We start from the raw sequence: 19,640 nt of genomic DNA, 5'->3' as shown, positions 1-19,640 counted from the left end.
CATGCCAGGGCCTACGCCGCGCGCTGCTCCCGGACCGCCGCCCGCTGCCGGCGCCGCGCATCCGCCCGCTTCGCCCGCTCCTCCTCCCCGGCCCGCGCCCGCTCAGCAGCATCAACCGCCCGCTGCAACCCGGCCAACTGCTCCGGCGTCGACCACACCCTCGCCCGCCGGTCCACATCGAACGCCGCCGGGGCGTTGCAGTCGACGAGCCCTGTCGCGCACGTCACGGCCAGCACCGTCCCGGCCTCCGTGTGAATGACCAACTCCCCGGCGCACCACGGGCACGGCATCCCCGGCAGCACCCGGGACACCCGGCCCGTGCCGAGAACCCGGTCGATCCGGTCTGCAGCAGTGCGGGCGTACTCGGCGATCGTGGCCTGCTCGGCGTAGTGCGTCGGGCAGCACGGCCCCGCTTCGAGCCGGCCGAGGAGCCACCGGGCGGCGGCGGGCACGGTGCGGTTGGCGGGGTCGGGCCCGTACCAGGCGTCGCGGCCGGTAGCGGTGCGGTCGGCGATCCGGTCGGCGAGGTTGAAGAGGGCTACCTCGATCGCCCGGGATGCGTCCGTGATGTGCAGTCGGATCGGGACCGGACGTTCGCCGAGCTGCGCCGGGTCGCGGTCCTCCCGGACGGGGTGCGGGAGCCCTTCGCCGACGTGGTCGCAGTGGGCGCACTCGTAGTAGAGCTGCCCCGTGTGGTGCCGGACGGTCACGAGCTGCTGCGGGTGGTCGAGGGCGTGCGCGAGCGCCGCGGCGATCTGCTGCTCGACGGTGACGTCGGCGGCGTCCTGGGTGTCGAGGGCCTGGAGGTAGGTGGTGCCGGGGCGGTTCGGGGGCCAGTTGGTGCCGGGGCCGTCGTTGGTGTCGAGGGCGTCGCGGAGGTGGTCCCAGTGGTTGATCACGTGCTGGATGTTTTCGGTGGTGGTGCGGGCGGTGGTGGTGCGGGCGGTGGTGTTGTTCATGGCGGTGGTCTCCTGTGGTGCGTAGGGTGATCACACCGCGTTGGGGCGCCCCGGACATCTGGCCGGATGGGGGCGCCCCGTCGTCGTTCTTAGCGGCGGTGGCGGGTGGGCGGTCCGTACGGGGATTGCCACGCCGGGCGGTCCCGGCGGCGGCCGGGCGGGGGCGGGGCCAGGGCATAGGCGTCCGCATCACGGGCTGCCTGCACGGCGGCGTGCATCGTCTTGACCATGGCGGCGGCGACCGGCGCGAAGGTCCGTACGTACGCCTCGGCCGCAGCGCGCCATGCCGCCATCAGGGCTTCAAGGTCGACGACGATCTCGACGCTCACCGGGACCAGGGCGAGCGTCTTCATGTCGCCCACCTCGACCGTGCCAGGCTTGTCGAGCACGATCCCGTCGTCGGCCAGGGTGCCGATTTCGACCCACGCCCCTTCGTCTCCCTGAATCTGCACGGTGTTCATGGGGCCTCGCTTCCGGTCTGCTGGTAGTCGTCGAGGGCGGGCAGGGTTTCCAGCCCCCGGTACGCGTCGAGTTGGCGGGGTGCGGTGGTCGCGGGCCGGGCGTACCCGGCGAGCAGCAGGAGCTCGACGGGAGTGTGCTCGCGGTCGAAGAACGCGGCTATCTGCTCGTCGGTGAGCTCGTCCTCGTCGAGGTCGTCCGGGTCGAAGGTGAACATCACACCCCCTCGGCAGCCGCGAGACGGGCTGCGTGCGCGGCTGCGATCGCAGGGGTCACGAGCTGCGCGAGCATGTCCTCGCTCAACCCCTCGCGGCAGTCCGGCCCGACGCCGAGCACCTTCGAACGGTCGTCGCGCAGTGGACGTCCGCAGACGCAGCAGCGCGTCGACAGCTCGGCAAACTTTCGGCGGGCGGCGGCCGGGTCCTGGTCGATCACGGCGTGCACGGCCTGCAGCCACTTGACGTATCCGGCGTTCCACTTCTCCAGCCAGGCGATCAACTCGTCGCGGTCGGACGGCGCATCACGCTTGAGGGGGCGTGCAGGGCCGTACCGTGCGTTCTTGGGCCAGACGGAGACGATGCCTCCGCGAGAGCGCCAGTAGGTGACGGTGTCCGGGGCGGCGGGGTCGATCGCGGCGTAGTAGCCGTTCGGGAGACTCATCGGTTGTTCCTTCGCAGGGCGCGGGCGGCGGCGCGGCGGGCGGCACGGTTCGGCCGGGGTGCGGGCGGGGGCTCTTCGTCGAGGACGGGGTGTTCGTCGGTGGTGCTGATGACGATTACGCGGGGGTCGCGGGCGTGGTAGCCGTGCGGGAGGCGGGTCGGTCCGGTCATCGCGGGTTCCCTTCCGGGTTGGTCCAGCCGTTGCGGACGGCGGCTTCGGCGAGCGCGGCGGCGTCTTGGTCTGCTGTGCCGGCTCGCGCCCGCTGCTCCGCACGGCGGGCTGTGCGCCGTCGCTCGGCGCGGCTGGCGCTGGAGAGGAGCGCAATGAGGATGAGGGAGGCGGCGAGGAGCAGCAGAGGGAGGGCGAGCGCGTCCAGGGGCTGGGTGGTCACCGGGCCCCCTCTCCGTACCAGTAGTCCTCGGCGACGTCGGTGCTGACGTTGTCGGCGACCCAGTCGCGGTACTCCTCGTCGGTGAGGCCGTCGGGGGAGGTGGTGTTGGTGTCGTACCAGTCGGTCATGGCGGGTGGTCCTTCCGGATCAGGGGTGGCCGCCCCTGTGGTGGGGCGGCCACACAGCAGACAGGCAGTCAGGCAGCGGGGGTGTCCATGGCTTCGAGGGCCGCGTCGACTCCGGAGCACGCGGCGGGCCACAGCGTGCAGGAGCAGTAGCTGCCGTCGTTGGTGTGCCACTCGCAGTGCTCGGCGTGGCCGACGGTCTGGTCGGCCTGCGCGCGGGCGGCGTCGTAGAGGCGGGTGGCAGCGTTGCTCTGCCACTCAGGCGGGCGTGCTCCGAGGCCGAGGCGGCGGCGGGTGAGGACGGCGAGGTTGTAGCCCGTGCGGGCGGGCTTCTCCATCCACCGGGTCCACGGGGACCACTGCGGCGCGTCGGGGTACGGGGTCGCGAGCGTGGGCTTCACGGTGATGGCGGCCTTCGCGATGGCGTGCAGGGCATCGACGAGTTCGCGTTCGGTGTCGGTCATGTGGGTCTCCGTGGGTGGGCCGGGATCACCCGGCAGCAGGGGCGGGGGTGGTGGTGCGGCGGTAGGCGTCGAGCGCGGTGTGGCCGTTGCAGAGGATGTGCGGGGCGGCCTCGCGGGCGAGGCGCAGCGCGTCGTCGAGGCAGAAGCGGTGGTCGTCCAGCCAGACGTCGCCCCGGTCGTACTCCTTGATCCCGAACTCCCACTCGCCGTCGGCTCCGAGGCAGGACCCGTTGCGGGTGACGGCCCACCGGCCGTCGCCCCGGTACTGGACGGTGATCGTGAAGACGGGCCGGTTGATGTCGTCCTCGGGGAGGATCGACACCTCGTACTCGGTGGCCGTGACGACGGCCTTGGGCGTGGTCATCGTGTGGGCTCCTCGGGCGCTCGGGTGCGGTCGTGGCGGCAGTTGGGGCAGAGGTCGAGGAGCTGGCCGGGTGTACGGCGGGTGGTCCACCCGTCGGCGCGGCCGTCGGCCCGGACCTGCCGGGCGGTGCGGGACGCGAACGCGGCGGGGATGGCGGCGCTGTGCGGGCAGTCGTCGCGGCCGGTGGGCCCGTCGCAGGACACCTCGACGCCGATCGGGCGGGCGGTCACTGGGTCTCCTCGCACTCGTGGTCCTCGTCCATGACGAAGCCGTCGTCCTCGTTCCACCAGCCGTCTCCCGATGCCCCGCAGGTGCCGCATTCCCAGCGCCCGGCGAGGCTGATGCCGGTGTATCCGTGGTCGCTCATCGGGCCCGCTCCTCGGGCGCGGCAGGGGCAGCGGGCGGGGCGGCGACGGCTTCGGCCAGGCGTGCCGCCAGGGTCGTCACGCCGATCGGTTCGTCGTGGTCCCGGTCTCCTCGCCGGCATCCGAGCCAGACCATGGCGTCCATCCGCACGAGGGCGTCCTCGATCCGGTCGCGCACGCTGTCCGCCTCGCTGGTGGTGGGCGGCTGCACCCCGGCGGCAGCGTCGTCGGCCAGACGGCGGATCCGCTCGAACTCGGCGCCCTGCTCCCTCACGCAGGTCTCCATGTCCCGCAGGTCCCCTCGGAGGCAGTCAAGTCGACGGTTCAACTCGGCGATTACGGCCCGCAGGCGCGTGATGGTCGTTGCCGCCTTTGCCTCGGCGGCCCGGTCGGCAGGCGCGGGCGGGGCGGCGGCGGGGGTCTTCGGCGGCATCCACTCGCAGGCGCAGTCCTCGGCGCACCCGTAGACGCTGTGCTCGTCGGCCGGGTGCGGGCAGCCGCACGTCGTGGTGCCGAGGAGCTGCCGGGCCACCGCCAGGGCAGGCGTGAGCCGGTCTCGCAGGGCGCAGCCGCCGCACGTCAGATCGGCGCCGATGTGGTCGTGGCGGCCGACAGCACCGTGCAGCGCGGACAGGTACCCCTCGGCGTCCTCCAGCAGACGAAGAACGGCCTGCGACTGGTCGGCGGGGCGGTCAGGGGTGGGAGTGGTGGTCATCGGTTGCCTCCGGTGATCGCGGCGAGCTTCTCGGACGCGGCCCGGCGCAGCTCCAGCACCTCGGCGGTCGACACCGGGCGCATCACCGCCTCGTCGGGGAACACCGGGTCGCCCTGCCAGGCGACGACCTGCCACGTCCCGGGGGTCATCCCGGCGGTGGGCTCGGCCAGTTCGAGGTACTCGCCGACGGCCAGGGCGCGGATGTTCTCCCCGTTGTCGAGTTCGACGGCGGCGTAGTGGACCGTCACGAGCGCAGTAGGGCGGTCAGGGGTGGTGGGCATCAACGGCTCCAAGGTGGTCGGTACGGTGGTGGGGCGCCCGCCGGCTACGACCCGGCGGGCGCACTGCGTGGTCACGGGGCGGTGCTGGCCAGTTGGGCGGCGCCCTGGGCCCGGGCCTGCACGAGGAACTGCTCGCCGATGTACTGCGCGTACGCCGGCGGGATCGCCTCGGCCAGCTCCTTGCGCACGTCGGTCCAGTGGATGCCCATGGCGTCCTGCCACTCGCGGACCGTCCCCTTGCCCCCGCCCTCGCCGTACACGGCGACGTACGGGCCGTCGTGGTACTGGCCGTGTCGCCACCCGCGCACTCGGCCCCGGTGCGGAATGTGGGCGGGCTGCGGGGCCTCCCAGAATCCGAGCTCGAAGTCCCGGTGGCGGATGACCCCGAGGCCGAACATCTCCCCGCACAGGGTGATGTCCTTCCGGATCTTGGCCTTGCCGATGGGCTGCTCGATGACGTACGGGACACCGATCTCGTCCAGCGCCCGCCGGGTCGGCCCCACCAAGTCGATGTGGTCGCTGCCGGCGCCCCACTTACGGGACCGGTTGGTGCCCACGGTCAGCGAGCACTCGCTTTGGCACGGCGGGCTGGCGTGGATGAAGTCGAAGTCCCGCCCGTGGGCGAGCAGGCACTGGATCGCGTCGTCCAGCGTGAACGGGAACGGGTAGCGGGGGCGGTGGACGATGTCGACCCCGCGGGCCACGTCCATTCCGGCGAGGTTGTAGCCCCATGCCGCGCCGCCGGAGCAGGAGTACAGGTCGAGTACGCGCACAGCGGGGGTCGAGTTGGCGGCCAGGGTGGGGTCCATGTGGGTGCTCCGGAGGTCGAGTTGCCCGGGGACGGGCGTGGTTGGGGGTTGGTCGAGGAGGGCGCGGGCCTGGGTCAGGGCGGCGGTCACCGGGCGCCGTCCAGCCGCCACGGCACCGGCCGGAGCCCGTTCGGGAGGTACAGCGGATGCCCCGGGTGCCCGGCCCGCGTCACCGCCAGAGCCGTCATCCGGCCCATCCCCGGCAGCGATAGCACATCCGACACCCGCCGCGGCGTCGCCCGCGTCCCCCACGCCGCGATCAGCGGGCCGTCCGAATCCAGGGCGTCGAGCGCCGACTGCGACAGCCACCCGTCGCTGTCCGGGCCCGTCCGCAACGCCTCGTCGGCAGGCAGATCAGCGGGGTTCGTCGCCCGCCACGCGTACAGGTTCACGACGACCAGCGACCCGCACCCCAACTGCCGGGCGAACCCCAGGCAGCGGCGCACCGTCGGGTCGTCCTCGTCCGCATCGGCGGTCGACGGGTTCAGCATGACGAACGTGGCCGGCGGCCGGGCATCGTCCCACTCGCGGGTCAGGCGGTACCGGTAGCGGCCGCATCGGGACAGTTCGGCGGTGCGGTGCTGGATCGGCCGCGCACCGGGAGTGATCAGATCGGTCATGGTCGGCTCTTTCATGAGGCGAGAGAGGTGGGGTGCGGAACGGCGGCCAGAGGCGCCGCAGCCTGCGCGGGTGGTGCGCACATCACCGAGTGGCCGAGGTGCCAGTGCCAGCCCTCCCGGGACAGCTCCAGCACCGCCAGGCGGGCCACCGTGTCCGGGCCCGCGTGCGGGTTGTCCTCGATGACGGCGGCGATGATCGCGGCGGCGGCGGCCGGGATCCGGGACCTAGGGGTACGCGGGTACGTCACGACGCCTCACCCGCCCGCCGCGCCAGGTGGTCCAGGTAGTACGCCCGGCGCCGCTCGGTCTCCTCCGCCGTCTCGACCTCGGCGGGCTCGCCGTTCGCGACGCGCTGCCGGGGCATGTGCGCGGTACGCAGCTCACGCGGGCGGCGCCCGCCGCCGGGTTCACCTACGCGGCACGGGCGGCCGATCGGCGCCTTACAGGTCGGGCACTCCACACCGAGCGGGCCGGGGCGGCGCACCTCGGCGACCACCGGGTCGGCCTCCGGGGTTTCGTCGTCGAGGTCCGGAACCACCCGGCCCACGGCCTCATCCCCGAAGCGGCGGGCGAGTTCCTTCACGAACCCCGGTGCCGGGTCTCCGGCGAGCCGGCCCACCGGCACCCCGACCGAACGCCCGGCGGCGACGGCGTCGAGCTGGGCGCGGCGGCGGATCACGAACTCGGCCCCGGTCTCCACCTCGGTGGGAATCTCGTATGCGGGCAGCGTCGTCCCGAGCCGTTCCTGACGGATCGCGAGCCGCCCGGCCCGCACGTGGTGCGGCTGGATCCACAGCCGGTCCCCGGCCCGCTCGGGGGCGGTGCCGTAGTAGCGGGCGACCGCGGCGGTGGTGTCGTCGTCGAGCGGCACGTCGTGCAGGGACGCGGCCCACGCGACGGCGTCGACCTTCCCGACGGTGCGGTTGTCGAATGCGGCGCAGTAGCCGAGGAGTTCGGCGGCGTCTCCCCTGTCCATGATCACTGGTTCCCTTCGGCTCGAAGCTGTGCTGCAAGATCGAAAGCGGCGGCGGACCGCTGATCGGCGGTCGACTGCCCTGCGGCGGTGCGCCCGGCGGGCAGGTGGACGACGACGCCGCCCTGCTGTGCCTGGTCGGGGCGCTCGGTTTCGGCCCACTGCCGCCACCGGCCGCCCCACTCGGCGGCGGTGCGCCGCTCCTCCGTCATCCGACGGACGAACTTCTTCGTGAGTGCGTCGACCTGGTCGGCGGTCAGCGGCGCCCTACCGGTGTCCGTACGGGCGGTGTTCGCGGCGTGCACGTCGTCCCGGGACGGCTCCCACTCGGCGGGAATCCCGGCCATGGCGGGCGCGGTACGGCGCGCCGGCCGGGGTGCGTCTTCCGGCGGGGCGTCCTCGTCGCCCGGCGGCGGCTCCTCGTCGAACGGCATCTGCCCCGGCGGCGGGGGCGGCGTCGGGCTGCCCCCCGCGCGCTGGCGGCGCTTCTTCTCCGCGTCCTTCGCCCGCCGCTCCTTCACATCGGATCGGGCGAGGTTCCCGGACTCCCGGTAGTCGTGCATGAAGTAGTCGCCCGGCCGGGGCTGCGGGCAGCGAGAGCAGGCGTGCCCGTGGGCGTGCCACAACTCGACCTCGACCAGCTTGCGGGCCTGCGACGGGGTGCCGTACGCCTTCGCGACGACACCGGGCACATGCCCGTCGGTCAGGTGCTGCGCCACGTACGACCCGACGCGCACCCACAGACCGATCGCGGCGTTCGTCGCCTGCATGATCTTCGGGTGGCTGTGTGCCCCATCATCCACAGCGAAATACATCGGGGTTCTCCTGTGCTCAGAGCGTGAGTTGCCCGTCAGAAACGGGGACGGTGGATCGGGCCCGGCCCCGGGACACGGGGCGGGCGGGGGCCAGCGGCGGCCCCGTGCACTCGTGGTCGATCACGTGCGGGTACGGGCACGGGTCCGGCCGGCGGCGGCAGTCCGCCCACCGCATGTCCGGGCCGTCCCGCGTCTGCCGCAGGCACCAGTGCAGGCGGTTCGGGTGACGCAGGGCCTCGGCCGCCGCCGAGGACAGCTCCCCGGCGTCGGCGGTCACGTCGAGCGCCGCACGGCGGCCGACGAGCTGCCGGAGCACCGGGAACCCGCAGCGGGGGCAGCGCGCACGCCGCGCCCCGCTGCCGGCGGCGGCCGGGGGCCTGCCCATCAGTACTGCTCGACCCGCGCGGTCCGGGACCGCTTGGCCGCCTCGTGCATCTCGAACTCGGTCTCGGTCGGCATGTTCCCGAGCGCCTCGGACACCGCACCCTCGACGTCCCGGGACCCGGGGCCGATCTCGTCGAGGGTGCCGTTCATCTTCCGCTGCCGGTACATGGCCCGCATGACCTCGGCGACCATCTGCGCCTGGTGGTCGTCCTGCGCGACCTCAGCGAGCGTGACCCGGATCTTCACCTGCGGGTCCTTGTCCTCCCCGTCGGCGTGCCCGGTGTACGCCTTGCTGGTCAGCTCGACCACCGCGAACACCGACGTGCCCGGGTACTCGAACAGCCCGCGGCGCTGCGGCTGGGTGGTGCTCGCCTGCAGCGGGGCCGCCGCGCCGTCGAGCTTGAGCTCTACCTCGGCGTCCTTGTGCAGCTTCGGCATGATCGTCACTTCCTTCTCTTGCTGGGGTTCTTCCGGCGGTGATCGCGCATCGCGGCCGCCTGTCGTACGTCCTCGTCGGGGCAGGTATCGCGGCGGTGGCGCTCGGCCCGCAGCACGAGTTGCTGCACCGCGTCGTGGCCGATGGCGTCTTCGGACGGGGCGCCGCACACGCACGCCCAGTCGGCGGAGGCCATGGACTTCGAGCCGTCGAACCTCACCCGCAGGCCGGGGCCTGGTGCCGGGTGGCCGATCGTCGGCCCGAACCCGCTCATCGCGAGCTGCCGACCGAGTAGCGCTGCAGGATCTCGGCCGGCCACTTCACCTTCGTGAGCCGGTCGCGCTGCGCCTGCGGCATCGCGAAGAGCGGGGCGCCGAGCGCCTCGTGCCCCGCGGCGCGCAGCCACCAGGCGTCGCACATGTCGCCGCCCGTGTCGTCGGCGAACTCGACGCCGGCCGCGAGGTACGCGGCGGCGGCCATGCGCGCCTTGTCGGCCTGCCCGTGGTCCGCCGCGTAGCTCTTGAGCGTCGCGGGGACGACGAGCCCGTACGGCACCCCGGCGTCGAGGAGTTCGCACTTCACGACTCCGTGGACGTGCGCGGTGATCCCGGCCGCCATGGCGTGCTTCGGGAGGTCCTCGATCACCGCGACGTCCGGACGGTGGTCTACGAGCGCGGCCCGGATTGCCGTGCGGATCGTGAGCAGGCGCCGGTCGCCGTCCTTCGCCCGGGTCCGGATCCGGAACGTGCTGCCGTCCGGCAGGCACACCCCGGTCGAGGTGAGCGACAGGTCGAGCCCGATGACCCGCAGCCCCACCGGGGCCACCGCGGTCGGGGCCAGCGCGCCGGGGGCGATCAGTCCGGGGATCGTCATGACCCACCGCCCGTCACCGTCGAGCAGCGCGTGCACTCCCACCGGCCGTTACCGACCGGGATGTGCAGGAGCACCTCTCCGCAGCCCACGCCTCCGCACACGAGGAAGCGGCCACCGGGCACCAGCTCCGAGAACCGGGCCGTGTTCTTCGCCCCGGCGGACGGGGCCAGGCGCGCGGCCCACGTCACCGCGGCGCCGCCCGCGACCAGCACGGCACCGGCCCACGGCAGGAACTCGGCGCTCATCCCCGACCACCCGCCACCACGAGCGGGGCGTACAGGGCACGCACCACGTCGAGGGACTGCACGTCGGAGCCGGTCCCGGTGCTCATCACCGGCACCCCGTGCTCGTTGACCCGGCCGGTCCAGTGCCACAGCAGACCGCCGGCCGACCGGTACGACTCCCGCAGGTCCCAAGCTCGGCCCGTGCTGTCGACCCACATCAGGTCCGAGGAGAACCAGCCCCGGCCGACCGCCGCCGGCCGCAGCGCGGCGGGGGTGCACGGGCACGGCGTGGCGCCCGCCTCCAGCCGGTCGGCGACGTCCCGCAGCGCGGCGGCGGCCCGGGTGTCGCACAGGCCCCGCGAGTGGACCGTGATGGTCCCGTCGATCTCGATGCCGACGAGGAGCAGCATCCGTTCCAGATTGATCAGTTCGATGCTCATGATGCCTCCAGCGGGCGCAGCGGCCACGCCCCGTCGACGACGGCGTTCGGGTCGGTCTTGCGGAAGTGCTCCTGCAGCCCGGCGGCCTGCTGAGCGGCCCACTCGATCTGGGCGGCGTGAAGATCGGCCACGGTCAGCCCACCGAGGTGGTGGAGCTGCGCCTTGCGGTGGAACTTGATGCGCTCCGGCCAGTCGATCCGCCGCATGTGCGCGAGCTGGCCGATCCTGTACACGATCCGCGCCGACATCAGGGCGTCGTACGCGCAGCCGTGCGCCTCCGACTCGGTCCACTCCAGTTCGTAGACCTGCGCGAGCGTGACGAGCTGCCGGGCGCCCTGCGTCTCCGACGGGCGCTTGCGGAACGGCAGCCCGTACTGGTCGAGCACCCTGGTGTCGAGGACGTGCAGCGGCACGTCGCCGAGCCGGCCGTGCAGGGTCGGCAGCTCGTACCGGCGGCACTCGCGGTCCAGCAGGGTCAGGTCGTACGGGACGTTGTGCCCGACGACCGTCGCCCCGCCAGCGATCTGCGCGACGAGCTCCTCGGCGATCTGGTCGACGACGACGTGCGCCTGCTCGCCGTGCTCGCGGGCGTACTCGGTCGTGATGTGGTGCACGGCGGTCGCCTCGGCGGGAATCTCAATCCCGGGGTCGGCGATCCACTCGTGCTGCTCAGTGGGGGCGTTGCCGCCGAGGCCGATCACGGCGGCGGTGACGATGCGGTCCTCCTCGACATCGACGCCCGATGTCTCAAGATCAAAAGCCGCGAGGCGCGTCTTATGCCACATCGGGCACCGCCTTCGACACGAACCGCCCTGTCTTGGCGTCGTGCGCGCTGCCCGCGTAGGCAGCCGGCCGCCGGTTACGGTTCTGCTCCGACTGGGAGACCCACCGGCAGTTGCCGAGCTCGTACCCGCGGTCGTTGTCGATCCGGTCGAGCGTCATGCCCTCGGGCCGCTCGCCCATGTCCGCGAGGAAGTTGTCGAACTTGCGCCAGCGTTCGCAGACGGTGATGCCACGGCCGCCGTAGTCAGCCCACCGCTTATGGGTAGCGTTCGTGCAGCGATTCACCATGTCGCCCCACGTCATGTAGACGGAGCTGCCCGAGTGGCCGTGCGTGGTGCTGCGGGCGACGAGCTGCTCGGTGCGAAGGCATCCGCAGGATTGCGTCCTGCCCCACATCTGCAGCAGGACCGAATGGGGCTTGCCGCAGTCGCATACGCACTGAACCCGGGGCTCGCCAGGCCTGCGCTCGGAGGTCGTCACCAGGCGGCCGTGCCGAGCTCCTGCGGGAATCGTTCGAGGCTTCATCAGCGGCCACCGCCCGGAACCGCAGCGGCCGGCCACTCGGCGGGCGGGTACGCGGCAGGCGGCTCGTTGTCCTGGCCGCCGTCCTCGACGACCTCGCCGTCGTAGACACCCTCATCGTCCGGGCCCTGCTCGTTGTCCCCGTGGTCCTCACCGGTCTGGGTGTCGACACCCTTCGCGATGTCGTCCGCGATCCGGATCAACTCCTGCGACAGGGTGTCGGTCCCCTTCGGGTCGACGTGCCCTGCACGGTTCGCCCGGTGCCACACCGCGCGGGCGTCCTCGACCGTCTCGCACAGCCGAGCCTCGGCCGCGTAGTCCGGCAACACGACCGGAGCCGCCTCGATCGCCGGGCGGTCCAGCGACGCCGGGTCGAGCGCGGCCGCCGTCGAGATCGGTCCGCTGAGCGCGTGCCGCAGCTTCGGCAGCGCGGGCACGAGCATGACGACCTGGAACTGCTTCGTCTTCCCATTCCGCACCGCGGTCCGCTGCTCGATCCACATCCGGACCGGCAACAGGCCCTTGCCGCCCGTCGCCTGCAGCACCGTGTCCAAGCCCCCGGCGAGCGCGTCGGCCGCGTAGTACGACTTCGTGTCCAGCCGCCACACCCCGAGGTCGGGCAGGTCCGGCAGGAACACACCGATACGCGAGGTCGGCCGGCACACCTGCGTCGGCGGGCGCGTGTGCCAGTCCTCGCCGTACTTCGCGAGGCAGATACACGGCTTCCGGCTGATCGACTCGTTGATGCCGTCGCAGCGACGCTCGCAGCCGCCGCCGGTCCACATCTCGTTCGCCTGGTTCAGGACGTCGCCGGCCGGGAGGATCGCGCCGAGCTCGCGCGCCTCGGTGATGACCCGCCACTGTGCGACGCTCTGCCGTTGCGGGGTCCACTGCTCGACCTTCCCGCCGTACAACTCGGCCGCCGCGGCCACGTAGTCCCGCGAGTGCGAGGTGAGCACGAATGTCTTGGACTTGACCGGGATCGGGCCCTTCGAGGCGTCCGGGTTCGGCCGGCTGTATCCGGTGCGGATCCGCCCGAGCTCGGCGGCCTGCCGCTTCATCGTCAGGATTCGGCTACCCATCAGGCTGCCTTTCGGTCAGGGGATCCCGGCGCCCACGGCGGCAGGATCGTGTCGTACGCGCTCGGCGCGTTGTGGAGATAGCGGGCGGTGCGCGTCGCCGCGAGGAACGCCCGGAACTGGACGCGACCGGACGGCACTTCGATCAGCCGGCGCGACCGGGCCCGCAGGTTCAGCAGGCCCGTACGACGCACCGCGAGCGCCGGGGAGTCGGTGTCGTCGGGAAGCAGCAGCACCGGGGCGTGCCGCAGCGCGGCGAGCTGGAGCGGCTGCTCGTCGTACACGACGGTGTCCGGCTTCTTCGCGGACGTCTTGTAGTCGATCAACCAGAGCTGACGCCGCCCGTGCGGACCGGTCGGCAACCACACCCACAAGTCACCGGTCCCGGCATACCCGTAGCGGCGGTGCAGCACGGTCGCCTCGATCGCCTCGATGTCCCGAGCGAAATCAACCCGCCACAGCCTGAACCAGGCCGCGAGCTGCACGGCGTACGGCTCGACCTCCGGATCGGCCGGGTACGGGGCGTCGAGGACCAGGGCAACGGCCCGCTCGTGGACACGGGTACCAAGGTTCCGGGCTTCGTCGGTGTAGACGCGGTGCGCGGCGACGAGCTCCCGGCGCAGCGCGGCCGGTTCGGACCGGGCCCGGCGGGCGACGACGATCGGCGCGGCGATCACCGCGTCGGCCGCACGCCCGGCCGCCCACGGGAGCAGAGCAGGCTTCGCGATGGACGAGAGGGCGTTCGTGACGCTGATGAGGTCAGGCCCCCCAGCGGGGTCGCGGTAGTAGCGACCCCGCTCGGTCGCCACGGCGTGGCGAGGATCAGGCACCGGACACCTCGCAGCGCCCGTTCTCCGCGTCCAAGGCAGCGACGAGAGCACGAAGGCGCATCTCCAGGGTCACGGCGGCGGCGATCATCTCGTCCTTGTCGTGGACGTTCGCCGTCGCCTGCTCGGCGAGAGCCTGGCGGGCCAGAGCGAGGGCCACGTCGAGGGATGGCGTCCAGTTGGTGGACGAGTCGTGCAGCGGGGAGTGCAGGGCGCTGGTGTCGACGCTCATCCGTTGACCGCCTCTCCAATGAACCGGGCGTGCACCGTTGTGCCGTCCTCCGTGGACGTGGTGCGTGTCTCGAACGCGCCCGCCGGCCCGTAGTGCCGGGCGAACTCGATCCGGTCGCCGGTCCTGATCCCGCGAGCGATGGTGTGCGCGCTGTACGTGGCCGGGTAGGTCGAGACCTCCAGCCACTCGAAGGGGTGGGTGCGCATCCACTCGGCGCGCTGGGCGTGGTTGGCGGGCGGGCGGCGCCGCAGTCGCCGTGCCATCACGCACCGCCCGTGTGGGCGTGGTTGAGGCGGAATACCCGCTTGTCGGGGTCGCGGTCGTCGAGGATCAGCAGGCCCTCGCTGACGAGCTGGTCCAGGTCCTGACGCGCTTTGCCGCGCCAGTCGCCGGGGCCGAGTTTGGCGACGTAGTGCTTCTGGACCATGCCGGTCTTGATGTCGCCCTGGTAGTCGCGGACGAGGTCCCGGAGGAGTCGCAGGCGGGCCTGCGTCGGCGTCCTCATGCCACACCGTCCCGCTGCAGGGCGGGGATGCCGCGCTCGGTACGGAACTCGTCGATGGCCTCGCAGCAGCACACCGGTTCGCCCTCGACGCTGTGCTCGTCCTGGTTCGTCGAGTCGTCGGCCGCCTCGTCGACGGTCAGCACCTCCCACCGCAGCCCGCAGAGCGAGCACGTGTGCGTCTCGGTGCACGACACCGACGTCTCCTCGACGTGCGGCAGACGGCGCAGCTCGGTAGCGATCTCCTCGCACCGGGCCCGGTAATCGGCCTCGACGTCGCTGCTCGCCATCCGGTCGCTCATCGAGATGAACCCGAAGTTGCCGAGACGGCGCGGGAGCACAGCGACCGTGATCGGTGCCGTCGGGGCGACGAACTCAGCGATCGAGGCGACGCCGATGAACCCGAGGTCAGCGGGAATACGAGGCTTGATGGTGACCATGACCCGCCACTCATCGCGGTGCGTCAGCTTCATGCCGCACCCCGCTGCCACGAATCCAGACGCGGAGCCACAGCCTTGCTCAGCTTCAACATCAGCTCCAGCGCCGCCGGACCGTACAACGGCACACGCGACGACGCGCGCTCAACGAGGCGCTGCTCCAGCAACTCACCGGGAAACTGCCCCTCGCCGACCGGCTCGGCGGCCTCGTGCAGCAGGTCCCACGCCGTGGTGTCCTCGGCGTGCAGCAGCTCGTTGATGACGTCGCCGATGACGAGGCGGGTCAGCGCCTCCAGGTCGAGGACGACCCCGGTCGGGATGGTGCGGACGTAGATCGGGATGGGCCCGGTCACGGGCTTCTGTTCGTTAGACACGGGAGGTTCCTTTCGGGCCGTACGCGGCGGCCAGCAGCGCGGGCACACCCACGCCGATCAGTCGGGCGCGGACACCGTCGAGCTCGAACCGGCAGACCATCGCGACACCGGTGTTCGTCATCCGGCGCGTGTCTCGGCACCCGAGTTCGGCGGTCCACCGGGCCCAGTCCGCGAGGCAGGTGGGGCGGACAACGAGCTGGACCTCGCCGCCGGCGGCCGTGGTAGTGACCGGGGCGGGCATGCGCTCGAAGCGGGCGGGGGCGGTGTCGGCGAGGGTCTTCGCCTTGCGGCACTGGATGGTGAGGGCGACGGCGGCGGGGGAGGGGGTGGGCCGGTGGTGGCCGGGGGAGGTGAACGGGTCGGTGATCGTCACGGCGTCGCCGCCTTCGAGGTGACGGTGGTCGTCGTCTCGATCAGCTGGTGCTCGAAGTCGGGCCACCGGTCGCGGGCCTCGGTCAGCCGCTGGTCGGCCTTCTCCCGGGACTGCCAGGACCAGTTGGCCCCGATGCCGGGGGTGTTCCGCTGCCACGTCGTGTCGCCGGGGCGACGGTGCTCCAGCCAGTACGAGCGGGTCACCTCGGCGGCGGCTGTGGTCCGCGCCGCCTCCAACTCGGCGATTTCCGCCCGCAGCCGGTCCACCTCGGCCAGCAACTCCGGCACCGCCGACCGCGCGTCCGCCATGAACGCGGCGTCCGCGTTGGAGCGCTCCTGGTCCTCGACGTCGAGCGTCTCGCCGACCCACAGATCGACCATCAGGACGCCGCCGAGCGTCCCGTAGATCTCCGCTCCGTCGCTCTCCCACGGGCCCGGCGTCGCCGCCTGCTCGCGGGTACGGATCTCCTGCTCACGATCCGGCGTCATCGGGGCGGGCCCGGTGCCCACCGGCATCGGTAGCGCGCCCAGCAGTGCAACCGCAGCGGTCAGCGCGTCACGCTTCGAGGCGCTCACAGAGCCACCGCCGAACGCAACTCCGCGAGCACGTCCTCACCGGACACCACCGGCACATGCACCAGGACCCGCACGCTGGTCCCGTTCAACCGCACAGGCGTCTCGGTGTGCAGCGTCCACAGCGACGCACCGCTGATCTCCACACCCCGACGGATCTCCCCGCCCAGGGCGTACATCCACCGGGCGAGGTCGTCCGGGTCGGCGAGCGTGACGTGCACGGCGTCCGCACGGGCCACCATCGTCGGCGCGGGCAGGCCGGTGCTGTCGAGCACCGTCTGCACGGCGAGACGGTTATCACTCGTCACGGCGTAGAAGTCAGGAGGGGGAGGTTCGATAGGCTGAACGCTCATGGCGTCGGCCTCACTTTCTCTGTGTGGGGTTGGACGTCCGGGGTCGCTCGGGCCGGGAAGTCGGAGCGGCCCCGAAGTGCGTTACGCGGCGGTCTGCTGCTCGATCGCCTCGGCGACGGCGGGACGGCCGGCCGGGTGAGTCAGGACTCGCCGGAGGATGTCGATCAGTTCGGCGGGTGCGGCCGGCGCTTCGGCAACGCGGGCGTGGATCTCCTCGATCACGCTGTCGCCGAGGATCTGCCGACGCTCCTCGCGGGTCATGCCGGGACCTTGTCGGCCTCGGCGCTGACCAGCTCCATGAGCTCCTCGACCGTGGTGTCGTACGCGGTGGCGATACGCAGGGCCGAAATCAGGTCAGGCTGCGAGGCACCGGAGAGGATCCGGTACACCGAGGACTCTGCGATTCCGGTGGTCCGTGCGATCGCGGCCGGGCTGGTGTCTCCGTGCTGGGCTGCGATCTCCCGCAGACGCTGGATACGCAGGCGGTACATGGCTCACCCCTTCGATGCAGCTAGGAGGGTGTTTCTCCCTTACGAGGGAGATTCTGCCACAACCTTCCCTCCCTAGCAAGGGAGGGTTGGCCTTAAGGGGGTGTTAATTCGCATGCGAACGCTTGTTCGTTCCAGGTTCCCAGCTGGGAGACATGGTGAGGGTGGCCTAACACTCACCCTTGCAAGGTAGGGATTTTCTGGATACTCCCTAGCTAGGGAAGTAGAGTCCGGGCCATGACAGACGCCACCCCCACACGCGCGCAACGATTCGCAGCACTCGTTGCCCCAGCTGCCCAACGCGCCGGCTACACCGGCCACGGATCCAACGCAAGACTCGCCCGAGACGCCGGCATGTCCGAGAGCAGCGTCTCCCGCATGCTCAAGGGGCAGGCAATCCCGGAGCTCAATTTTTTCCCCGCCCTGGCCGAAACCGTAGGGGTCGAGCTCCTCGACATGCTCGCCGAAATGGGCATTCCCCATGAGTCACTACAGCCACTGTCCGAAACCAGCCCGTCACAGGTAGGCTCGCCGTCTATCTCCCCGGCGGAGGCTGCAGATGGCCTTGGCCTGAGTGACCCGGTCGGCCGGGAGATGTTCTTTGCAACTTACGAGCGGCTCAAGCGTCTAGAAGAGCACCAGCAGGAAGATCAGCCCGAGCCCGGCAACGGACACGGGGGCAAAGCAGCACAGATGTAACGGGGGCTACATGAACTCGAAAACTGGATCCCGGGCCACCGCGGCAGGCGCCGCGCTCATCACGAGCGCGGGCCTATCCATCGTGCTGTACGGCATCATCACCGAGAACCTCGAACGAACCGTCGGCGGCGCCATCTTCACCATGACGGCGCTCACCCTCATAGCCCTCGTCCTCATCCGCCGGTGGGTCACCAACACCACCGCCGAACGGCAGCGCCTCAGCGACGCCACCCGCGAGAAGGACACCGAGCACATGCGCTACCTCGCAGCGCAGGCCGCCCTCGAAGTCGAGCGCGGCAGACTCCGGCGCGACGCCATAGTCGAGCGGGAACAGCTCACGGCCCGCCTGGCCGCCGAACGGGCAGCGATGAACGAACGGTTCGAAGAGCAGCGCGCTGAGCTCGTCTGCAAGACGATGGAGGCCACCGTGCAGCTCTACCGCGACGGGCACTTCGACCCCAGCGCGCCGACCGCGTACGCCCGCATCATCGGCTTTCCTACCCCTGAGGTTCGGCAGCGCGCTGCGGAGGAACCTCAGCGCGGCGCCCACCACTGACGAACCCCTCCTCGCCGTAGAACGTCAACTGGATCCGCCCCGGCTCAATCCGGCGGACACCCGGAGCCCGCGCCTTCATCAGACGGATGTTCACAACCGCGCGCAGCACGGCACGACGCTGCTCGATCGTCATCTCCTGCCACACCGCATTCACATCCGGCTGACCGATCAGCCCGCGCAGCACCGGCGGCACGTTGAACGTCTCAGCATCCCGACGCGCCTCCTCGATCTGTGGCGTCAGCGACTCCTCCAGTGCCGCGAGCGACACCACCGACAACAGCGGCCGGCCCGTCGCGCTGAACTTCCCCGCCAGCACCCGCGCCTCATCGAGCTGGCTCTGTAGCTGCTGCGCCCGCAACCGCGCGGCGGCAGTGCGCTTCTGGTCGTCGGACGACGCGAACGCGGCGGCCGCGGCCTTCGACTCCAGGTATGTCACGACCGCCTCTTCCACGTAGGCGTCCATCTTCTCCTCGGCCATCGAGACATCGAAGGCCTCGGGGCACTGGTACGAGGGGATCCCACGGCTGTTGATGATGCGCAACTGCGGGAACATCTCGCAGTGCCCGCACTCGGCAATGCCCGACTGCAGGTGCACAGCAGCCCACATTTTCCTCACCCGGCGCTCCGGATCGTTGAGGATCTGCTGCACCGCGTCAAAGAGTTCGTCATCGACGATGGCCGGCCAGCTCGACTTGCCCACGTCCTGCCCGTGGTGGGACCTGCGGCCCTTGTACCCGATGTTGTTGAGCATGTTCTTCAGATGGTGCTGCTCCCAGCGCTGCCCTGGGAGTCGCTCGCCCTTCGTACGGAGATGCCGCACGATCGAGTATTCCGACTGTCCCGCTGCGACGCGCTCGAAGATGTCCCGGACGACAGGCCCCTGCTTCGGGTGCACGTACTGTTCGGCTAGCTCGCCTGTGTCCGGGTCGTACCGGCGGGCGTATCCCCACAGCAGCTTCCCCTGCGGAATGCCTGCCGCGGCGTTGAGTCGGGCCGTCCGAAGGTTCCGCTCCCGGATGCCCTCTGCCTCGTCCTCTGCCTGCAGCGCGTCCTGCGCGGTGGCTTTGCGGTCGGCGCGCTTCGACAGGTCGTAGACGGTGCCGTTGTAGCAGAGCAGCACACCGTTTGCCGCGCAGACGTTACGTAGCCTGATGTAGACGTCGAGATCGCGGTAGTAGCGGGACGCCTCCCAGGCGACGAGGATCCGGCACTCACCGGCCTCGATACCCGCGATCATCTCCTCGAACTCTTCGCGGCCCCGCTTGGCGTAGCGCGAGGCAGATCGGTCGATGTCGCGGAACTCGCGCTTGATCGGCCACCCCTGCTCGGTGCAGAGGCCGCGGCCCTCACTCAGCTGCGAACCGACGCTGCGCCCCTTCTTCTTGGGATCGCGGCTCGCTCGGCCGTAGAGGTACGCGTCGAACGGGCCTGTGTAGATCAGGGCGAGATGCTCGGGTGCGATCGGCATGTGCAGAGCCTACGTCTA

Annotated in this window: 40 protein-coding genes; 2 read left to right on the top strand and 38 right to left on the bottom strand. The window is 71.3% G+C overall.

Annotated features, from left to right (window positions below; translation table 11 throughout):
- Positions 1–11: 11 nt before the first annotated feature.
- From ACIRJT_RS34070 to ACIRJT_RS33890, 37 genes are all read right to left on the bottom strand, one after another.
- Positions 12–959, bottom strand: coding sequence for a hypothetical protein (locus tag ACIRJT_RS34070; RefSeq protein ID WP_403917106.1), 948 nt, complete (start codon positions 957–959; stop codon positions 12–14).
- Between the two features lie 89 nt (positions 960–1,048).
- Positions 1,049–1,411 (bottom strand): hypothetical protein, encoded by a 363-nt coding sequence (locus ACIRJT_RS34065; RefSeq protein WP_403917103.1) that lies wholly within the window; start codon positions 1,409–1,411, stop codon positions 1,049–1,051.
- A 5-nt stretch (positions 1,412–1,416) separates the two neighbouring features.
- Positions 1,417–1,635, bottom strand: a complete 219-nt coding sequence (locus ACIRJT_RS34060) for a hypothetical protein (protein WP_403917101.1) — start codon at positions 1,633–1,635, stop codon at positions 1,417–1,419.
- Entirely contained in the window at positions 1,635–2,078 is a 444-nt protein-coding gene (locus ACIRJT_RS34055; protein WP_403917098.1) for a DUF6011 domain-containing protein, read from the bottom strand. The genes ACIRJT_RS34060 and ACIRJT_RS34055 overlap by 1 nt, the downstream gene beginning before the upstream one ends.
- Positions 2,075–2,248 (bottom strand): hypothetical protein, encoded by a 174-nt coding sequence (locus ACIRJT_RS34050; RefSeq protein WP_403917097.1) that lies wholly within the window; start codon positions 2,246–2,248, stop codon positions 2,075–2,077. The genes ACIRJT_RS34055 and ACIRJT_RS34050 overlap by 4 nt, the downstream gene beginning before the upstream one ends.
- Entirely contained in the window at positions 2,245–2,469 is a 225-nt protein-coding gene (locus tag ACIRJT_RS34045; protein WP_403917095.1) for a hypothetical protein, read from the bottom strand. The genes ACIRJT_RS34050 and ACIRJT_RS34045 overlap by 4 nt, the downstream gene beginning before the upstream one ends.
- A complete protein-coding gene (locus tag ACIRJT_RS34040) occupies positions 2,466–2,597 on the bottom strand; it encodes a hypothetical protein (RefSeq protein WP_403917092.1) in 132 nt (43 codons plus the stop codon). Before ACIRJT_RS34040 ends, ACIRJT_RS34045 begins: the two co-directional genes overlap by 4 nt.
- Positions 2,598–2,665: 68 nt before the next feature.
- Positions 2,666–3,058, bottom strand: a complete 393-nt coding sequence (locus ACIRJT_RS34035) for a hypothetical protein (protein WP_403917090.1) — start codon at positions 3,056–3,058, stop codon at positions 2,666–2,668.
- Positions 3,059–3,083: 25 nt separating this feature from the next.
- Entirely contained in the window at positions 3,084–3,422 is a 339-nt protein-coding gene (locus ACIRJT_RS34030; protein ID WP_403917088.1) for a hypothetical protein, read from the bottom strand.
- A complete protein-coding gene (locus ACIRJT_RS34025) occupies positions 3,419–3,652 on the bottom strand; it encodes a hypothetical protein (RefSeq protein WP_403917085.1) in 234 nt (77 codons plus the stop codon). The genes ACIRJT_RS34030 and ACIRJT_RS34025 overlap by 4 nt, the downstream gene beginning before the upstream one ends.
- Positions 3,649–3,789: a hypothetical protein gene (locus ACIRJT_RS34020; RefSeq protein WP_403917082.1), complete on the bottom strand. Its 141-nt coding sequence runs from the start codon at positions 3,787–3,789 to the stop codon at positions 3,649–3,651. Before ACIRJT_RS34020 ends, ACIRJT_RS34025 begins: the two co-directional genes overlap by 4 nt.
- The gene (locus ACIRJT_RS34015; protein WP_403917079.1) at positions 3,786–4,502 is read right to left on the bottom strand and encodes a hypothetical protein; all 717 of its coding nucleotides are present in this window, start codon (positions 4,500–4,502) and stop codon (positions 3,786–3,788) included. Before ACIRJT_RS34015 ends, ACIRJT_RS34020 begins: the two co-directional genes overlap by 4 nt.
- Complete coding sequence (locus ACIRJT_RS34010; RefSeq protein ID WP_403917076.1) at positions 4,499–4,783, bottom strand: hypothetical protein; 285 nt, start codon at positions 4,781–4,783, stop codon at positions 4,499–4,501. The genes ACIRJT_RS34015 and ACIRJT_RS34010 overlap by 4 nt, the downstream gene beginning before the upstream one ends.
- Before the next feature lie 71 nt (positions 4,784–4,854).
- Positions 4,855–5,592 carry a DNA methylase gene (locus tag ACIRJT_RS34005; RefSeq protein ID WP_403917073.1) on the bottom strand — a complete coding sequence of 246 codons (738 nt, stop codon included), beginning with the start codon at positions 5,590–5,592 and terminating at the stop codon, positions 4,855–4,857.
- 86 nt (positions 5,593–5,678) lie between these two features.
- Positions 5,679–6,212, bottom strand: coding sequence for a DUF1643 domain-containing protein (locus ACIRJT_RS34000; protein ID WP_403917070.1), 534 nt, complete (start codon positions 6,210–6,212; stop codon positions 5,679–5,681).
- A 244-nt stretch (positions 6,213–6,456) separates the two neighbouring features.
- Positions 6,457–7,188 carry a hypothetical protein gene (locus tag ACIRJT_RS33995; protein WP_403917068.1) on the bottom strand — a complete coding sequence of 244 codons (732 nt, stop codon included), beginning with the start codon at positions 7,186–7,188 and terminating at the stop codon, positions 6,457–6,459.
- Positions 7,189–7,190: 2 nt separating this feature from the next.
- On the bottom strand, positions 7,191–8,000 hold the full coding sequence (locus tag ACIRJT_RS33990; RefSeq protein WP_403917065.1) for a hypothetical protein: 810 nt from the start codon (positions 7,998–8,000) through the stop codon (positions 7,191–7,193).
- Between the two features lie 16 nt (positions 8,001–8,016).
- Entirely contained in the window at positions 8,017–8,385 is a 369-nt protein-coding gene (locus tag ACIRJT_RS33985; RefSeq protein WP_403917063.1) for a hypothetical protein, read from the bottom strand.
- Positions 8,385–8,822 carry a hypothetical protein gene (locus ACIRJT_RS33980; protein ID WP_403917061.1) on the bottom strand — a complete coding sequence of 146 codons (438 nt, stop codon included), beginning with the start codon at positions 8,820–8,822 and terminating at the stop codon, positions 8,385–8,387. Before ACIRJT_RS33980 ends, ACIRJT_RS33985 begins: the two co-directional genes overlap by 1 nt.
- Before the next feature lie 5 nt (positions 8,823–8,827).
- Positions 8,828–9,094, bottom strand: a complete 267-nt coding sequence (locus ACIRJT_RS33975) for a hypothetical protein (protein ID WP_403917059.1) — start codon at positions 9,092–9,094, stop codon at positions 8,828–8,830.
- On the bottom strand, positions 9,091–9,693 hold the full coding sequence (locus ACIRJT_RS33970; protein ID WP_403917056.1) for a hypothetical protein: 603 nt from the start codon (positions 9,691–9,693) through the stop codon (positions 9,091–9,093). Before ACIRJT_RS33970 ends, ACIRJT_RS33975 begins: the two co-directional genes overlap by 4 nt.
- Positions 9,690–9,938, bottom strand: coding sequence for a hypothetical protein (locus tag ACIRJT_RS33965; protein WP_403917053.1), 249 nt, complete (start codon positions 9,936–9,938; stop codon positions 9,690–9,692). The genes ACIRJT_RS33970 and ACIRJT_RS33965 overlap by 4 nt, the downstream gene beginning before the upstream one ends.
- Entirely contained in the window at positions 9,935–10,357 is a 423-nt protein-coding gene (locus ACIRJT_RS33960) for a phiSA1p31-related protein (RefSeq protein WP_403917052.1), read from the bottom strand. Before ACIRJT_RS33960 ends, ACIRJT_RS33965 begins: the two co-directional genes overlap by 4 nt.
- Complete coding sequence (locus ACIRJT_RS33955) at positions 10,354–11,142, bottom strand: exonuclease domain-containing protein (RefSeq protein WP_403917050.1); 789 nt, start codon at positions 11,140–11,142, stop codon at positions 10,354–10,356. Before ACIRJT_RS33955 ends, ACIRJT_RS33960 begins: the two co-directional genes overlap by 4 nt.
- On the bottom strand, positions 11,132–11,620 hold the full coding sequence (locus tag ACIRJT_RS33950) for a hypothetical protein (RefSeq protein WP_403917047.1): 489 nt from the start codon (positions 11,618–11,620) through the stop codon (positions 11,132–11,134). Before ACIRJT_RS33950 ends, ACIRJT_RS33955 begins: the two co-directional genes overlap by 11 nt.
- A gap of 44 nt (positions 11,621–11,664) precedes the next feature.
- Positions 11,665–12,744 (bottom strand): hypothetical protein, encoded by a 1,080-nt coding sequence (locus ACIRJT_RS33945; protein WP_403917044.1) that lies wholly within the window; start codon positions 12,742–12,744, stop codon positions 11,665–11,667.
- Positions 12,744–13,571 carry a hypothetical protein gene (locus tag ACIRJT_RS33940; protein ID WP_403917040.1) on the bottom strand — a complete coding sequence of 276 codons (828 nt, stop codon included), beginning with the start codon at positions 13,569–13,571 and terminating at the stop codon, positions 12,744–12,746. Before ACIRJT_RS33940 ends, ACIRJT_RS33945 begins: the two co-directional genes overlap by 1 nt.
- Entirely contained in the window at positions 13,564–13,800 is a 237-nt protein-coding gene (locus tag ACIRJT_RS33935; RefSeq protein ID WP_403917037.1) for a hypothetical protein, read from the bottom strand. The genes ACIRJT_RS33940 and ACIRJT_RS33935 overlap by 8 nt, the downstream gene beginning before the upstream one ends.
- On the bottom strand, positions 13,797–14,063 hold the full coding sequence (locus ACIRJT_RS33930; protein WP_403917034.1) for a hypothetical protein: 267 nt from the start codon (positions 14,061–14,063) through the stop codon (positions 13,797–13,799). Before ACIRJT_RS33930 ends, ACIRJT_RS33935 begins: the two co-directional genes overlap by 4 nt.
- Positions 14,063–14,305, bottom strand: coding sequence for a hypothetical protein (locus ACIRJT_RS33925; RefSeq protein ID WP_403917032.1), 243 nt, complete (start codon positions 14,303–14,305; stop codon positions 14,063–14,065). The genes ACIRJT_RS33930 and ACIRJT_RS33925 overlap by 1 nt, the downstream gene beginning before the upstream one ends.
- Entirely contained in the window at positions 14,302–14,775 is a 474-nt protein-coding gene (locus tag ACIRJT_RS33920; RefSeq protein WP_403917030.1) for a hypothetical protein, read from the bottom strand. Before ACIRJT_RS33920 ends, ACIRJT_RS33925 begins: the two co-directional genes overlap by 4 nt.
- The gene (locus ACIRJT_RS33915) at positions 14,772–15,113 is read right to left on the bottom strand and encodes a hypothetical protein (protein WP_403917027.1); all 342 of its coding nucleotides are present in this window, start codon (positions 15,111–15,113) and stop codon (positions 14,772–14,774) included. Before ACIRJT_RS33915 ends, ACIRJT_RS33920 begins: the two co-directional genes overlap by 4 nt.
- On the bottom strand, positions 15,106–15,486 hold the full coding sequence (locus ACIRJT_RS33910) for a hypothetical protein (RefSeq protein WP_403917024.1): 381 nt from the start codon (positions 15,484–15,486) through the stop codon (positions 15,106–15,108). Before ACIRJT_RS33910 ends, ACIRJT_RS33915 begins: the two co-directional genes overlap by 8 nt.
- Complete coding sequence (locus tag ACIRJT_RS33905; protein ID WP_403917021.1) at positions 15,483–16,061, bottom strand: hypothetical protein; 579 nt, start codon at positions 16,059–16,061, stop codon at positions 15,483–15,485. Before ACIRJT_RS33905 ends, ACIRJT_RS33910 begins: the two co-directional genes overlap by 4 nt.
- Positions 16,058–16,366 carry a hypothetical protein gene (locus ACIRJT_RS33900; protein ID WP_403917018.1) on the bottom strand — a complete coding sequence of 103 codons (309 nt, stop codon included), beginning with the start codon at positions 16,364–16,366 and terminating at the stop codon, positions 16,058–16,060. Before ACIRJT_RS33900 ends, ACIRJT_RS33905 begins: the two co-directional genes overlap by 4 nt.
- A 126-nt stretch (positions 16,367–16,492) precedes the next feature.
- Positions 16,493–16,672 (bottom strand): hypothetical protein, encoded by a 180-nt coding sequence (locus tag ACIRJT_RS33895; protein WP_403917016.1) that lies wholly within the window; start codon positions 16,670–16,672, stop codon positions 16,493–16,495.
- Positions 16,669–16,902, bottom strand: coding sequence for a helix-turn-helix domain-containing protein (locus ACIRJT_RS33890; RefSeq protein ID WP_403917013.1), 234 nt, complete (start codon positions 16,900–16,902; stop codon positions 16,669–16,671). Before ACIRJT_RS33890 ends, ACIRJT_RS33895 begins: the two co-directional genes overlap by 4 nt.
- A gap of 234 nt (positions 16,903–17,136) precedes the next feature.
- On the opposite strand from ACIRJT_RS33890, the gene ACIRJT_RS33885 reads away from it, so the two are divergent.
- Together ACIRJT_RS33885 and ACIRJT_RS33880 are read left to right on the top strand one after the other, a co-directional pair.
- A complete protein-coding gene (locus ACIRJT_RS33885; protein WP_403917010.1) occupies positions 17,137–17,598 on the top strand; it encodes a multiprotein-bridging factor 1 family protein in 462 nt (153 codons plus the stop codon).
- Positions 17,599–17,608: 10 nt separating this feature from the next.
- A complete protein-coding gene (locus tag ACIRJT_RS33880; RefSeq protein ID WP_403917007.1) occupies positions 17,609–18,154 on the top strand; it encodes a hypothetical protein in 546 nt (181 codons plus the stop codon).
- Here ACIRJT_RS33880 and ACIRJT_RS33875 read toward each other — a convergent pair.
- Positions 18,096–19,622: a recombinase family protein gene (locus ACIRJT_RS33875; protein ID WP_403917004.1), complete on the bottom strand. Its 1,527-nt coding sequence runs from the start codon at positions 19,620–19,622 to the stop codon at positions 18,096–18,098. The two genes, ACIRJT_RS33880 and ACIRJT_RS33875, sit on opposite strands and share 59 nt — an antisense overlap.
- Positions 19,623–19,640: the final 18 nt, after the last annotated feature.

The organism is Streptomyces sp. NPDC102283, from assembly GCF_044766265.1.
Taxonomy (GTDB): Bacteria; Actinomycetota; Actinomycetes; order Streptomycetales; family Streptomycetaceae; genus Streptomyces.
Note: the sequence above shows the minus strand (reverse complement) of the source record. Positions and strands in the feature narration are given on the sequence as shown.